The sequence below is a fragment of the Ciceribacter thiooxidans genome, from assembly GCF_014126615.1.
In the GTDB taxonomy this organism is placed as follows: Bacteria; Pseudomonadota; Alphaproteobacteria; order Rhizobiales; family Rhizobiaceae; genus Allorhizobium; species Allorhizobium thiooxidans.
The window spans coordinates 2,763,557-2,776,974 of the sequence record NZ_CP059896.1 but is presented as its reverse complement, the minus strand read 5'-3'; the positions used below and the strand labels follow the sequence as shown (position 1 = coordinate 2,776,974).

Sequence of the window (13,418 nt, the reverse complement as noted above, 5' to 3'; positions counted from 1 at the left end):
GGCAGGCCGTTTCCCTCCTCCTGCCGTCTTGCAAAATCCTGTACCCTGGCGTACGCGTCTATGCGCATAAGCGCAAAAGGTGATGCATGATACTTTCTCCCCTGATGGCCCTTGCCGAACCGACCCGGCTTGCGGCGGTTTCCATCCTCTGGGACGGCTCCGAGCACTGTGTCTGCGAACTGATGAAGCGGCTCGACGCCACGCAGAGCCGCATGTCCCGGCATATGCAGACGCTGAAGCAGGCGGGTCTGGTGGTGGACCGACGCGATGCGCAGTGGGTGCGCTATCGCCTGAACCCTGACATGAGGCCCGAGGTGCGCAACGTGCTTGCCGCCGTCATGGCCGCGACCGATGCCGCCGAAAGAAAGAACGCCGCCTGACCCATACGGACGGAGCGGCGGGACGCCGTCTCCGCGGAGCATGCCCCATGACAACACTCTTCGGCTGGCTGAATGACCAGTTGCTGCGCATGCAATGGCTGTCGGATCTGGTCGCCTATGTGCTGCACGATCTGGCGGGGCTCGATCTTGCCGGCCGGGTCGGCGCAAGCATCCATTTCTTCATCTATGACGTCATCAAGATCTTCATCCTGCTCTCGGTGCTGATCTTCTCGATCTCCTGGGTGCAGAGCTATTTTCCCCCGGAGCGCACTCGGCGCATCCTCGGCCGCTACAACGGCATCGGAGCCAACATTCTCGGCGCCCTGCTCGGCACCATCACGCCCTTCTGCTCCTGCTCGTCGATCCCGCTGTTCATCGGCTTCACCGCGGCCGGCTTGCCGCTCGGCGTGACCTTCTCGTTCCTGATTTCCTCGCCGCTCGTCGATCTCGCCTCGGTGATCCTGCTCGCCAGCATCTTCAACTGGTCGGTCGCGCTTGCCTATGTGGCGGTCGGACTGGTTCTGGCCGTCATCGGCGGGACGTTCATCGGCCGGGCGGGCATGGAAGGCCAAGTCGAGGATTTCGTCTACGCCATGCCGAATGTCGAGCTGGAACAGCAGGTCATGACGCGTGGCGATCGCGCCGCCTATGCGAAGGAGCAGGTCGCCGATATCGTCCGGCGCGTCTGGCCCTATATCCTGATCGGTGTCGGCATCGGTGCGGCGATCCATAACTGGCTGCCGGAAGAGGTCATCACCGGCCTGCTCGGCCAGGACAAGTGGTGGTCCGTCCCGGTCGCGACCGTGGTCGGCATCCCGATGTATGCCGACATCTTCGGCACGCTGCCGATCGCCGAGGCGCTGGTCGCCAAGGGCGTCGGCCTTGGCACCGCGCTCGCCTTCATGATGGCGGTCACGGCTTTGTCGCTGCCCTCGCTGATCATGCTGAAGCGGGTGGTGAAGATGCCGCTTCTGGTGCTGTTCACCGTCATCGTCGCGATCGGCATCCTGCTGATCGGCTTCCTGTTCAACGCAATCGCCTACCTGTTCATCTGAGGCGGGTGTCCTCGCCTCAAACGCAAAGGAGACACGCAATGGAAATCAAGGTTCTCGGACCCGGCTGCGCTAAGTGCGCCGCGACCGTCGACGTTCTGCAAAAGGCGGCGAAGGCCAAAGGCGCCGACGTCTCGATCACCAAGGTCGAGGACATGCGCGAAATCGTCAGCTATGGCGTGATGTCGACGCCCGGCGTCGTCATCGATGGCAAGGTGGTGCATGTCGGCTCGGTGCCGACATCCGAAAAGGCGGAAGGGTGGATGAAATGACCGAGGCCGCAAGGAAGGAACTGCCCGAGGCCCGCGAAGTCTGTCCGACAACGACGCGACGTCTGCTGGCCGAAGGTGCGCTGCTGCTCGATGTCCGCGAAAAGGACGAAGTCGAGCGCGTCTCCTTCGCCGACTGCGAGGTGCTGAACATCCCGCTGAGCGCCTTCGAACAGCGCTGGTCCGAGGTGCCGCGCAACCGCGATGTGGTGGTGGCCAGCACGAACGGCGAGGCAAGCCTCAAGGCGACCTATTTCCTGATGTACGAGGGCTACGATCGCGTCACCAACATGAAGCAGGGCGTGGTGCGCTGGATCGAGCGCGGCTTCCCCGTCATCGGCGAGGCGTCGGTATCGTCGACCGCCGCCGAGGTCGGTTGCGGCTGCGGCGCGGCGAGCCCGAAGGCTGACGCCCGCTGTTGAACGGTCGGTGCCGACCACGGCTTCCTTCTGTTAGCTGGTCAGGCTTTGCCAAGAGGCGCCAAAGCTCAGTGGACTGCCCGAAAGGAGAGACGGAATGCTTGAATACAAAGTGTCGGCACGTCGGATCGACAGCCACGGATCGGAAGCCTTCGCCAAGGATGCCCGCATAGTTCTCGACACCGACATGGCCGGACGTCCCGACGCCTTCAACCCGGCCGAAATGTTGCTGGCGAGCCTTGCGGCCTGCATCCTGAAGGGCGCCGAGCGGGTGATCCCGATGCTGGCTTTCGATCTGCGGGGGATCGAGGTCAAACTGCACGGACTGCGGCAGGACAGCCCGCCGAAAATGGTGCGGATCGCCTACGAAATCGTGGTCGACACTGCCGAGTCAGATGCGCGGCTCGACCTGTTGCACCGGAATCTTCAGAAATACGGTACGATCTACAACACGCTGGCCGATGCGACTGAGCTTGTCGGTAGCATTCGGCGGAAAGGCTGATCTTTTGGCCCGTGATCAAGCACACACGCGGACGCCGCCAACCGGCCTTGGCCCCGCTTTCCATTGGGCCGCCGGGCTCAACATGGCCTATGCCGCCGTCGAGGCATTGCCCTCGTTGTCGAGACACCTGATTGAGGTAGCAAGATGAGTTCGACAGCAATTCCGGCGCCAAGGATCTCGACAGCTTCGAGTGCGGACCGGCTCAATCAGAGTTGCTTCTGCATCACGCTCGATCGGGACGCGCTCTGCCGCGCCCTGGAGCGGGAGTCCGAAGACCCTGCATTCTGCGCCGCCTTCATCCAGACAAAACCGCACCTGTTTTCCAATGTCCCGGTGTTCCTGCCTTCCGAGGCCATTGTGAAAATGGGCAAGATCGTTGTGGCGATCGAGGAGGCAGCACGACTGCCTGCCTACCGCGCCGCGGTTCTCTCATGGGCGCCCGAGATCGCACGGCAGGATCATGGGCCGCTCGGTGCCTTCATGGGCTATGATTTCCACCTCGATGACGACGGCCCGAAGCTGATCGAGATCAACACGAACGCGGGCGGCGCCTTCCTCAACGCGCTCCTCGCCCGCGCCCAGCTCGCCTGCTGCGCCGAGGTCGAGGGCGCGATCACCGCCGCAAGGGCAAGCGATTTCGAGGTTGAGGTCGTGCGCATGTTCCGGAACGAGTGGCATCGCCAACGTGGCGACACGCCCATTGCCCGGATTGCCATCATCGATGACCGGCCCGAAGAGCAGTATCTCTATCCGGAGTTCGTGCTGGCCCGGCAGCTCTTCCTGAAGGCAGGGCTCGATGCGGTGATCGCCGATGCGAGCCAGCTCCGCTATGAGCAGGGACGGCTCCTGGCTGGTGATCTGGAGATCGGCATGGTCTACAACCGCCTGGTCGACTTTGCGCTGGAGCGCCCCGAGCACGCCGCTTTGAACGCCGCCTATCGGGAGGGTGCCGTGGTGCTGACGCCGAATCCGCACAACCATGCGCTCTTGGCCGACAAACGCAATCTGACGCTATTGTCCGACCCGGCGGCACTGGAGGCTTTCGGAGCCTCGCCGGAACTGCGTGCGCAATTGGCCGGCATCCCGCAAACAATTGTGGTCACCCCCGAAAATGCCGATCTGCTCTGGCATACGCGCAAGGACCTGTTTTTCAAGCCGGCCGCGGGCCATGGCAGTAAGGCGGTCTATCGCGGTGACAAGGTGACGCGCGGCGTCTGGGCCGAGATCGCGCGCGGCGGATATGTCGCCCAGCGTTTCGCCTCGCCGGGCGAGCGTGCGGTCAGGCTCGACGGCGCGGCCGTGGCGCGCAAGATGGATGTCCGGCTCTACACCTATGGCGGGCGCATTCTGCTGGCCGCCGCGCGACTCTATCAGGGGCAGACGACGAACTTCAGAACGCCGGGCGGCGGATTCGCCTCGGTATTGGCCGTCTGACGACGTTGAGGCCAATTGTGCCGGAACCTCCCGGCGCTTCCGATGCTCAGAGGACAAGCCTGACTGCTGCTGGTGCGAGACGGAAGATGCTGTTTCAGGGAACTGGGTCCCCAGCCAACTTTTCGAGACCCGTTTGAACACGGCCATGACGAATGCCCTGTCTTCTCCCGGAGGTTCGTCCCGCGCGCTTTTTCGCGTGGGCATCACCTGTGGGCATCAGGTCGCCAATGACGCCAAAACGATATCCGGCACGACTGGAAAATCAAGGAATTAAGGGCTTTTAGGGAGAATTGGCTGGGGAACCTGGATTCGAACCAAGATTAACGGAGTCAGAGTCCGTCGTTCTACCGTTGAACTATTCCCCAGCAGTGGATCGCGTAAGTGTGCGATCCGTCGGTGAGGCGGGCTTATAAACAAAAGCCGGCGACTTGCAAATACCCGTTCTCAAAAAATTCGGAAAAAATTCCGCTAACGCGAAGACGCGCCCGGGACCCGGTTGCTCGCCGGACTTCGACGGAAAAACAGTTTGGCTAAAACCGGACCCGCTGATATCATCGCGCCAACGAAAATCGAATATGGCGCCAGCGGCATGCCGCAGTCGGCCTTGCGCGGCGCAACGGAATAGATAAGTGACAGACCCCGATCGCGGCTTCAGGCCGTCAAGCGAGGGGGCGTCGGCAGAAAGTCGCAGCGGGGAGGCAACCCTCCGGCGCGGCAAGGCCAGGACGAATGCGCCGAAGGTTTCGGGCGCCGCCGTCGTGGCCGGCGAGGGGCAGGCGGCGACGTCGGCTCCGGCTGGACGTTCCGCCACCAACGAGGCGCATGAGCCGGTTCGCAAGCGAAAGCGCCGGCGCCGCGGTCATTCGGGACAGGCCCAGACCGTCGATCTGCCGCGTGCCGCACACGCCGACAGGGCGGGTGTATCTTCGGCCGAGGCCGAGCATTCCCATCCCGGAAAATCCGGCAAGAAGCGTCGTCGCAACCGCAATCGCCGCAGCCTGCAGGGCCGTCCGCTCGCCTCCGGCAAGCCGACCGCCGCCCCCTCGGCCTCGCCGACACCGGCCGCGGCTCCCGCCAAGACGCCTCCTGCGGCCAGGCCGCAGCATCAGCCGGCCGCGGAACGCCCGCGCCCGCCTGCTGCCGTTTCGCAGTGGTCCAACGATCTCTACGCGGCGCTCGATCTCGGCACCAACAATTGCCGTCTTCTCGTCGCCCAGCCGACACGCCCCGGGCAATTCCGCGTGGTCGATGCCTTCTCGCGCATCGTGCGCCTGGGTGAGGGGCTTGCGGCGAGCGGCCGGCTTTCGGCCGAGGCGATGGACCGCGCGGTCGAGGCGCTCCGCGTCTGCGCGGCGAAACTCGCCGGCCGGCAGATCCGCCGCATGCGCCTGATCGCGACCGAAGCCTGCCGTGCGGCGGAGAACGGCGAGGAATTCCTGCGCCGCGTGACCGTCGAGACCGGCCTCGAGCTGGAGATCATCAACCGCGAGACGGAAGCGCGGCTTGCCGTTTCCGGCTGCTCGTCGCTGGTCGGCCGCGAGGCGCGGTCGGTCGTGCTCTTCGACATCGGCGGCGGCTCCTCCGAGATCGCCGTTATTCGCATCGGCGAGAACCGTTCGAGCCGGCTCGCCAATCACATCACCCACTGGACCTCCCTGCCGGTCGGGGTCGTGACGCTCTCCGAGCGCCATGGCGGCCGCGACGTCACGCCGGAGGTGTTCGAGGCGATGACCGCCGAGGTCGGAGAGATGCTTGCCCGCTTCGATTGCCCGCCGCTCGACGGTGCGGCAGACGGCGCGGTGCCTCAGGATTTTCACCTGATCGGGACGTCGGGAACGGTGACCACGCTCGCCGGCGTCCATCTCGACCTGCCGCGCTATGACCGCCGGCGCGTCGACGGGCTCTGGCTCTCCGACGCCGAAGTGAGCGCCATGCAGGCGAAGCTGCTTTCCTGGGATTACAAGGGCCGCGCCGCCAATCCCTGCATTGGTCCTGACCGCGCCGACCTCGTGCTCGCCGGCTGCGCGATCCTCGAGGCGATCCGCCGCCGCTGGCCCTCGCCGCGCATGCGGGTCGCCGACAGGGGCTTGAGGGAAGGCCTGCTCACCGACATGATGGCCGACGACGGCGTCTGGCGGCGCGCGCGCAGCCGTCGTCCCTTCCGCGACCGCGGGCGCTGAACAGGAAAGAACGAAGATGACCAAAGCTCCGGTCGCCGGAAACCGCACCGGCCGCAAGCTCGGCCAGAAAGTCAAGAAGACCAAGCTCAAGGCTTCGTCGCGCCGCTGGCTGGAACGGCATATCAACGACCCCTACGTGCAGCGCGCCAAGCTCGAGGGCTATCGCGCCCGCGCGGCCTTCAAGCTGCTGGAAATCGACGAGAAACACAACATCCTGAAGGGCGCCCGCCGCATCATCGATCTCGGGGCCGCGCCGGGGAGCTGGTCGCAGATCGCCGCCAACGTCACCGGGTCGACCGATGCTGACGTGCGGGTCGCCGCGATCGACTTTCTCGAAATGGCGCCGCTGCCGGGCGTGAAGATCCTGCAGCTCGACTTCCTCGATCCGGAGGCGCCGGAAAAGCTGATCGAAGCCGTCGGCGGCACGCCGGATCTGGTGATCTCCGACATGGCCGCCCCGACCACCGGCCACCAGAAGACCGACCACCTGCGCACCATGCATCTCTGCGAGGTCGCCGCCCATTTTGCGATCGAGGTGCTTGCCGAGGGCGGTCACTTCCTCGCCAAGACCTTCCAGGGCGGCACGGAGCGGGAGCTTTTGACTCTGCTGAAACAGAACTTCCGTCAGGTCGTGCACGTGAAGCCCGGTGCCTCGCGCTCCGAATCGGTCGAAATGTTCCTGCTCGCCAAGGGGTTCAAGGGACGTAAACCCGCGACGGCTGAGGAGGCCGTCAAGCAGGATCGGTGAAATCTTGTGCTCCTTTACGTAACGCTCGGAACGAACGATCTCACGCGCGCTCAGCGTTTTTACGACGCAGCTCTCGCGGCCCTCGGATATGAGCGCAGGGTTACTGAGGCGGACGAGATCGGTTACGAGGCCGCCGACGACCGCCGCTGCCGCCTGTGGGTGACGAAACCCTATGACGGCAAGCCCGCCACATTCGGCAATGGCACGACGATCGCGATCGAGGCGCCGAGCCGTGTCGCCGTCGATGCCTTCCACAAGGCCGGGCTGGCGAATGGCGGCACCGACGAAGGTCCTCCGGGGCTGCGGCCCTTCCATCCGAATTTCTACGCGGCGTTCGTTCGCGATCCGGACGGAAACAAGCTCGCCGCCGTTTGCGAGAAGCCGCAATAGGCGCTCACTTCACCGCGACGCCGTCGGGCTCCGGCGCTCGTCCGTGACCCGAGACGTTGGCGCCGGCATCGCGCGGCATGCGCAGGAAGGGCAGGACGGCGAGCAGCGAGAGACCTGCCACCACCGCGAAGGCGAGATGGAAATCGGCAAGCCCGAGCGCACGGCCCCCGAGTGCCGTGCTCCCCTCGAGAATGGCGGCGGCCGCTGCCACTCCGAGCGCCAGGCTCACCTGTTGCAGCACCGAGCTCATCGAGGTCGCCTGGCTCGCCTTCGCATCGGTGATCTCCGCATAGCTCAGCGCATTGATGCCGGTGAAGAAGAAGGACCGGCAGAAGCCTGCAGCCAGCAGCATTCCCATGATCAGCGGATAGGGCGTGCCGGGCGTGAAGAAGGCGTTCGCCGCCGTCGTCGCGGCACCGGTGATTGCCGCCGTGATGAGCACGGTGCGGAAGCCGACCGCCGCGAAGACCCGGCGCGCGAGGAATTTGGTGGTGATCGCGCCGATCGCGCCGACGAAGGTGATGAGGCCGGACTGGAAAGGCGTGAGGCCGAAGCCGAGCTGTAGCATCAGCGGCATCAGGAAGGGGATTGCCCCCGCGGCGATGCGGAAGATCGTCCCGGCGGTGACGGCGGCGCGGAAGGTGGCGTTACGGAAGAGGCCGAGGTCGAGAAGCGGCGCCGGATGGCGTCGCGCATGGCGGACATAGAGGAGGCCGGCGGCAAGGCCGATGGCCGTCGCTCCCACACCGGCGGCAGGCGGCAGCGCCGGAAGGCTCATGACCGACAGACCGAAGACGACGCCGGAGGCGGCAAGCGCGCTCAGCGCGAAACCGTACCAGTCGATCGGCGGCGTTTCGACCGGCGGCACCTCCGGCAGGTGGACGGTCGCCAGCCAGATGCCGGCAAGGCCGATCGGTACGTTGATCAGAAAGATCCAGTGCCAGCTGAAATAGGTGGTGATGAAGCCGCCGATCGGCGGCCCGCTCAAGGGACCGATGAGGGCGGGAATCGTCAGCAGCGCCATCGCCGAGACGAGCTCGCTCCGCTCCGTCGTGCGCAGGAGCACCAGGCGTCCGACCGGCGTCATCATCGCGCCGCCCATGCCCTGCAGGAACCGGGCCGCGACGAAGGCGAGCAGCGATCCGGAAACCGCGCAGAGGACGGAGCCTGCCATGAAGACGAGGATCGCCATGCGGAAGATGACCTTCGCGCCGAACCGGTCGGCCATCCAGCCGCTGGCCGGAATGAAGATCGCGAGCGCCACCATGTAGGAGGTGAGCGCGAGCTTGAGTGTGATCGGACCGACGCCGAGGTCGGCGGCGATCGCCGGCAGCGCCGTCGAGATGACGGTCGAATCCATCTGCTCCATGAAGAGCGCGACGGCGAGGATCAGCGGAACGATGCGGTTCATGCGGGCAGTGCTCACGGGAAGGAGTGTCTTTCGCCAGTGCGTCGCGCGGCGCCTTTTCTATCCGAGGGTTGCTTTCGTTGCCAACGGCGAATCGGTCGGCGTGAAAATAGAGATTTCACGTGTGCGTGAGGGGGAGCCTCGCCACCGGTGAGCCCGGAGAATCCCGGCACCGGTGCCTGTGCGGATTTTTCTGTTCCCTTCCTGTCATAGACGTGTTACCAGCCCTCGCCAACTTCCACGTTGTCCTGCAGGAGCGGCCGGGCGGACGATTCGTCCCGGAGAGCCACTGCATTTTTTGAAAAGAGGAAATTGGCAATGGCACGCATCGTAATTTCGGCCACGGGAGCCGAAGCCCTGACTTTCGACGATGTCCTTCTGCAGCCGGGACATTCCGAGGTCATGCCGGGGCAGACCAATATCGCGACGCGGATTGCCAAGGATATCGATCTCAGCCTGCCGATCCTCTCTTCCGCCATGGACACGGTGACCGAAAGCCGCCTCGCGATCGCTATGGCCCAGGCCGGCGGCATCGGCGTCATCCACCGCAACCTCACGCCCAGCGAACAGGCCGAGGAAGTCCGCCAGGTCAAGAAGTTCGAAAGCGGCATGGTCGTCAACCCGGTGACCATCGGCCCCGACGCGACGCTCGCCGAGGCGCTGGCGTTGATGAAGGCGCACGGCATTTCCGGCATTCCGGTGGTCGAGAACGGTGGCCGCCCGGGTCGCCTCGTCGGTATCCTGACGAACCGCGACGTCCGCTTCGCCTCCGATCCCTCGCAGAAGATCCATGAGCTGATGACCAAGGAAAACCTGGTCACCGTCAAGGAAAGCGTCGACCAGCAGGAAGCCAAGCGCCTGCTGCACAGCCATCGTATCGAGAAATTGCTGGTGGTCGATGGCGACGGTCGCTGCGTCGGCCTGATTACCGTCAAGGATATCGAGAAGAGCCAGCTCAATCCCAACGCCGCCAAGGATCTCCACGGGCGCCTGCGCGTCGCCGCGGCCATCTCGACCGGCGAAGACGGCCGGGAGCGCGCCGAACGGCTGATCGACGCCGGCGTCGACGTGATCGTCGTCGATACCGCGCACGGTCACTCGCAGAAGGTTCTGGATGCCGTCAGCGTCGTCAAGAAGATGTCCAACGCGGTGCGCATCATCGCCGGCAACGTCGCGACCGCCGAAGGCACCCGCGCGCTCATCGAGGCCGGCGCCGACTGCATCAAGGTCGGCATCGGCCCCGGCTCGATCTGCACCACCCGCATCGTCGCCGGCGTCGGCGTGCCGCAGCTTGCAGCGGTCATGGCCGCTGCCGAAGAGGCCGCCAAGAGCGACATTCCGGTGATCGCCGACGGCGGCATCAAGTTCTCCGGCGACCTTGCCAAGGCAATCGCCGCCGGCGCCTCCGCAGTCATGGTCGGCTCGCTGCTTGCCGGCACGGACGAAAGCCCGGGCGAGGTCTTCCTCTACCAGGGCCGCTCCTTCAAGGCCTATCGCGGCATGGGTTCCGTTGGCGCCATGGCGCGCGGCTCGGCCGACCGCTACTTCCAGGCGGAAGTGCGCGACACGCTGAAGCTGGTGCCGGAAGGCATCGAGGGCCAGGTCCCGTACAAGGGCCCGGTTTCGGCCGTGCTGCACCAGCTCGCGGGCGGCCTGAAGGCGGCCATGGGCTATGTCGGCGGCCGCGACATCAAGGACTTCCAGGAGAAGGCGACCTTCGTCCGCATCTCCGGCGCGGGCTTGCGCGAAAGCCATCCGCACGGCGTCACCATCACCCGCGAAAGCCCGAACTATCCGGGCGCCGGCGGCTGAGGCGAGTGGATGGAGGGGAGCGGCAGATGGGAGCGAACAAGGTGATCCTGCTGCTGCTCGCCCTCTCCGGCGCCCTTCTCGCCTGGATGTTCTTCGGGCTCGATCCGGAGTTCCGGCACCTGAGCGGGGCAGGGGGCTTCCTCGATGCCCGCCTGTCCGGCTATGAGGCCGATGCGGTGCGGGGCCTCCAGGCGGCACTTGCCGATCCGGCACGGGCCGAGGCACGCGACTTGCTTCAGCTGATGTATCTCGGCCCGGACCTCGTCCTGCCGTTTGCGCTCACCCTCTCGCTCTGCCTGCTCTTTCGCGGCCATGCCCCCGGCGTCGTGCTCTACGGCCGACGCCTCGATGTCCGCCATGCCTGGCTGCTTTGCCTTTTGCCGATCGCCTACGGCGTCTCTGACTATATCGAGAACATCGGGTTCCTCAGCTATTTCCCGCCGGCCGAGCCGGGTCCGTGGCTCGCCGAAAACCTGCCCGACATCCTGCCATGGGTTTCCCGCATCAAGTTTGTCCTGCTGTTCGTGTCCGCGCTGCTTGCCTTGCGGGTCACGCTATTCTCCGGCCGCTCGGCCCGGTAACGAAGATGTGTTGCCCGCAATCGCCGGTGGGCACTATCCTGCCTTCGGCGCGCCTGCGTTCGGGCCGCCATCCAGATACCCTGAACGGAGGAGCATCATGGACACGCCGAAAGTCACGCAGGCGATGATCGACGCCTATGACGAATACACTCATCTTACTCTGGATCGCCGTGCATTCATGGAAAGACTGACGGCAATCGCCGGCTCGGGAGCGGCTGCCGCCACCATCGCGCCGCTGCTTGCCGCGAGCAAGGCGAGTGCCGCCGTCGTCCCCGAGGGCGACGCCCGCCTGAAGGCCGAGGATGTGACCTATCCCGGCGGAACGACCGAGATGCAGGCCTACCTCGTCCGCCCCAAGGACGCCGCAGGCCCGCTGCCCGGCGTCATCGTCATTCACGAAAACCGCGGTCTCAATCCGCACATCCGCGACGTCGCCCGCCGCATAGCACTCGAGGGCTTCGTCGTGCTGGCGCCGGATTTCCTCTCTCCCTACGGCGGAACGCCGGACGACGAGGACAAGGCGCGTGAGATGTTCACCACCCTCGACATGGCTGCGGCCGTCAACAATGCCGAGGCGGGCCGCGTCTATCTGGCCGGCAACGCCGATTCCAACGGCAATGTCGGCGCCGTCGGCTTCTGCTGGGGCGGCGGCATGGTGAATCGTCTGGCGGTCGCCTCGCCGGCGCTCGGCGCCGCGGTCGCCTATTATGGCGCCCAGGTCCCCGCCGATCAGGTGCCGTCCATCCAGGCGCCGCTTCTGTTGCACTATGCCGGGCTCGACGAGCGCATCAATGCCGGCATCGACGCCTACAAGGCGGCCCTCGACGCAAACAAGAAGACGTACGAGATCCATGTTTATGAGGGCGTGAACCATGCCTTCAACAATGACACCTCCGCAGCCCGCTACGACAAGGCGGCGGCCGACCTTGCCTGGTCGCGGACGGTTGCTTTCCTGAAGAAATATCTCTCCTGAATATTCGCTGTTGCGATGGCGCCGGAAACTTTCCGGGGCTGTCGCAACCCTGCGACAGAAACCGTCGTGAAGCGCCGCAGGCTTGACCCGGATCAAGAAATTCGACGGGGACAACGCTAGGATGCATACGTCGTGACGGGTGTATCCCGGCGGCCAGATGATTCCGCAACACGATTTCTGTCGAGGAGGAAAAGAATGGCATCGAGCATGAAAGCCGCCGTCGTGCGGGAATTCGGCAAGCCGCTGGTGATCGAGGAAATGGCGATACCAGACCCCGGTCCGGGTCAGATTCTCGTCAGGTATCTGGCGACAGGCGTTTGCCATACGGACCTGCATGCGGCGAACGGCGACTGGCCGGTCAAGCCCAACCCGCCCTTCATTCCGGGGCATGAGGGCGTCGGCTATGTCGCCAAGCTCGGCGCCGGCGTCACCCGCATTAAGGAAGGCGATCGCGTCGGCGTGCCGTGGCTGCATACCGCCTGCGGTTGCTGCACGCCCTGCCGCACCGGCTGGGAGACGCTCTGCGGCAGCCAGCAGAACACCGGCTATTCGGTCAATGGCACCTTCGCCCAGTATGGCCTAGCCGATCCGGATTTCGTCGGCCGTCTGCCGGACAATCTCGAATTCGGCCCTGCGGCTCCGGTGCTCTGCGCCGGCGTCACCGTTTACAAGGCGCTGAAGGAGACCGAGGTGCGCCCCGGCGAATGGGTCGTCATCTCTGGTATCGGCGGGCTCGGCCATATGGCCGTGCAATATGCCAAGGCCATGGGCATGCATGTCGTGGCGGCCGACATCTTTGATGAAAAGCTGAAGCTTGCGAAGGAGCTCGGCGCCGACATCACCGTCAATGGCCGTGCAGCCGATGCGATCGAGCAGGTTCAGAAGGCGACCGGCGGCGTGCACGGCGCACTCGTCACCGCCGTCTCCCCGAAGGCGATGGAGCAGGCCTATGGCTTCCTGCGCTCCAAGGGCACGATGGCGCTGGTCGGTCTGCCGCCGGGCTTCATCTCGCTGCCGGTCTTCGACACGGTGCTGAAGCGCATCACGGTGCGCGGCTCGATCGTCGGCACCCGCCAGGATCTCGAGGAATCGCTGGTCTTCGCGGGCGAGGGCAAGGTCGCCTCGCACTTCTCCTGGGACAAGCTGGAGAACATCAACGACATCTTCCACCGCATGGAGGAAGGCAAGATCGACGGCCGCATCGTCCTCGATCTCAACTGAACCGGTGCATACACCGAAACGTGAATGCAAGGGGTCGCGTATGCGGCCT

General features: G+C 65.1%; 14 protein-coding genes and 1 tRNA gene. 13 read left to right on the top strand and 2 right to left on the bottom strand.

Annotated elements, in window-relative coordinates; all coding sequences use genetic code 11:
• The first annotated feature begins 86 nt into the window (after positions 1–86).
• From H4I97_RS13585 to H4I97_RS13560, 6 genes are all read left to right on the top strand, one after another.
• Positions 87–380, top strand: a complete 294-nt coding sequence (locus H4I97_RS13585) for an ArsR/SmtB family transcription factor (protein ID WP_182305198.1) — start codon at positions 87–89, stop codon at positions 378–380.
• Between the two features lie 47 nt (positions 381–427).
• Positions 428–1,435: a permease gene (locus tag H4I97_RS13580; protein WP_182305197.1), complete on the top strand. Its 1,008-nt coding sequence runs from the start codon at positions 428–430 to the stop codon at positions 1,433–1,435.
• Positions 1,436–1,473: 38 nt separating this feature from the next.
• The gene (locus H4I97_RS13575; protein WP_182305196.1) at positions 1,474–1,704 is read left to right on the top strand and encodes a thioredoxin family protein; all 231 of its coding nucleotides are present in this window, start codon (positions 1,474–1,476) and stop codon (positions 1,702–1,704) included.
• Positions 1,701–2,123 (top strand): rhodanese-like domain-containing protein, encoded by a 423-nt coding sequence (locus H4I97_RS13570; protein WP_182305195.1) that lies wholly within the window; start codon positions 1,701–1,703, stop codon positions 2,121–2,123. Before H4I97_RS13575 ends, H4I97_RS13570 begins: the two co-directional genes overlap by 4 nt.
• 94 nt (positions 2,124–2,217) lie before the next feature.
• A complete protein-coding gene (locus H4I97_RS13565; protein WP_182305194.1) occupies positions 2,218–2,622 on the top strand; it encodes an OsmC family protein in 405 nt (134 codons plus the stop codon).
• Positions 2,623–2,766: 144 nt separating this feature from the next.
• A complete protein-coding gene (locus tag H4I97_RS13560) occupies positions 2,767–4,056 on the top strand; it encodes a hypothetical protein (protein ID WP_182305193.1) in 1,290 nt (429 codons plus the stop codon).
• Between the two features lie 291 nt (positions 4,057–4,347).
• On the opposite strand, the gene H4I97_RS13555 is transcribed toward H4I97_RS13560, so the two are convergent.
• Positions 4,348–4,421 (bottom strand) — tRNA-Gln (locus H4I97_RS13555).
• 264 nt (positions 4,422–4,685) lie between these two features.
• Here H4I97_RS13555 and H4I97_RS13550 point away from each other — a divergent pair.
• The 3 genes from H4I97_RS13550 to H4I97_RS13540 are packed head-to-tail and all read left to right on the top strand — an operon-like array spanning position 4,686 to position 7,374.
• Positions 4,686–6,236: a Ppx/GppA phosphatase family protein gene (locus H4I97_RS13550; RefSeq protein WP_182305192.1), complete on the top strand. Its 1,551-nt coding sequence runs from the start codon at positions 4,686–4,688 to the stop codon at positions 6,234–6,236.
• 16 nt (positions 6,237–6,252) lie between these two features.
• Positions 6,253–6,984 carry an RlmE family RNA methyltransferase gene (locus H4I97_RS13545; RefSeq protein ID WP_182305191.1) on the top strand — a complete coding sequence of 244 codons (732 nt, stop codon included), beginning with the start codon at positions 6,253–6,255 and terminating at the stop codon, positions 6,982–6,984.
• A gap of 6 nt (positions 6,985–6,990) precedes the next feature.
• Positions 6,991–7,374, top strand: a complete 384-nt coding sequence (locus H4I97_RS13540; protein ID WP_182305190.1) for a VOC family protein — start codon at positions 6,991–6,993, stop codon at positions 7,372–7,374.
• 4 nt (positions 7,375–7,378) lie between these two features.
• Here H4I97_RS13540 and H4I97_RS13535 read toward each other — a convergent pair whose 3' ends face one another.
• Positions 7,379–8,785, bottom strand: coding sequence for a DHA2 family efflux MFS transporter permease subunit (locus tag H4I97_RS13535; RefSeq protein WP_182307648.1), 1,407 nt, complete (start codon positions 8,783–8,785; stop codon positions 7,379–7,381).
• A 315-nt stretch (positions 8,786–9,100) separates the two neighbouring features.
• On the opposite strand from H4I97_RS13535, the gene guaB reads away from it, so the two are divergent.
• The 4 genes from guaB (at position 9,101) to adhP (ending at position 13,369) form a co-directional block, all read left to right on the top strand.
• Positions 9,101–10,594 carry an IMP dehydrogenase gene (gene guaB, locus H4I97_RS13530; protein WP_182305189.1) on the top strand — a complete coding sequence of 498 codons (1,494 nt, stop codon included), beginning with the start codon at positions 9,101–9,103 and terminating at the stop codon, positions 10,592–10,594.
• 26 nt (positions 10,595–10,620) lie between these two features.
• Entirely contained in the window at positions 10,621–11,175 is a 555-nt protein-coding gene (locus H4I97_RS13525) for a hypothetical protein (protein ID WP_182305188.1), read from the top strand.
• 97 nt (positions 11,176–11,272) lie between these two features.
• Positions 11,273–12,148 carry a dienelactone hydrolase family protein gene (locus tag H4I97_RS13520; RefSeq protein ID WP_182305187.1) on the top strand — a complete coding sequence of 292 codons (876 nt, stop codon included), beginning with the start codon at positions 11,273–11,275 and terminating at the stop codon, positions 12,146–12,148.
• A gap of 195 nt (positions 12,149–12,343) precedes the next feature.
• The gene (gene adhP, locus H4I97_RS13515; protein ID WP_182305186.1) at positions 12,344–13,369 is read left to right on the top strand and encodes an alcohol dehydrogenase AdhP; all 1,026 of its coding nucleotides are present in this window, start codon (positions 12,344–12,346) and stop codon (positions 13,367–13,369) included.
• Positions 13,370–13,418: the final 49 nt, after the last annotated feature.

What these genes read in the sequence shown, in the direction of transcription:
- H4I97_RS13585 (WP_182305198.1), top strand. Translation starts at nt 87, where the DNA reads ATGATACTTTCTCCCCTGATGGCCCTTGCCGAACCGACCCGGCTTGCG.
- H4I97_RS13580 (WP_182305197.1), top strand. Translation starts at nt 428, where the DNA reads ATGACAACACTCTTCGGCTGGCTGAATGACCAGTTGCTGCGCATGCAA.
- H4I97_RS13575 (WP_182305196.1), top strand. Translation starts at nt 1,474, where the DNA reads ATGGAAATCAAGGTTCTCGGACCCGGCTGCGCTAAGTGCGCCGCGACC.
- H4I97_RS13570 (WP_182305195.1), top strand. Translation starts at nt 1,701, where the DNA reads ATGACCGAGGCCGCAAGGAAGGAACTGCCCGAGGCCCGCGAAGTCTGT.
- H4I97_RS13565 (WP_182305194.1), top strand. Translation starts at nt 2,218, where the DNA reads ATGCTTGAATACAAAGTGTCGGCACGTCGGATCGACAGCCACGGATCG.
- H4I97_RS13560 (WP_182305193.1), top strand. Translation starts at nt 2,767, where the DNA reads ATGAGTTCGACAGCAATTCCGGCGCCAAGGATCTCGACAGCTTCGAGT.
- H4I97_RS13545 (WP_182305191.1), top strand. Translation starts at nt 6,253, where the DNA reads ATGACCAAAGCTCCGGTCGCCGGAAACCGCACCGGCCGCAAGCTCGGC.
- H4I97_RS13535 (WP_182307648.1), bottom strand. Translation starts at nt 8,785, where the DNA reads ATGAACCGCATCGTTCCGCTGATCCTCGCCGTCGCGCTCTTCATGGAG.
- guaB (WP_182305189.1), top strand. Translation starts at nt 9,101, where the DNA reads ATGGCACGCATCGTAATTTCGGCCACGGGAGCCGAAGCCCTGACTTTC.
- H4I97_RS13525 (WP_182305188.1), top strand. Translation starts at nt 10,621, where the DNA reads ATGGGAGCGAACAAGGTGATCCTGCTGCTGCTCGCCCTCTCCGGCGCC.
- H4I97_RS13520 (WP_182305187.1), top strand. Translation starts at nt 11,273, where the DNA reads ATGGACACGCCGAAAGTCACGCAGGCGATGATCGACGCCTATGACGAA.
- adhP (WP_182305186.1), top strand. Translation starts at nt 12,344, where the DNA reads ATGGCATCGAGCATGAAAGCCGCCGTCGTGCGGGAATTCGGCAAGCCG.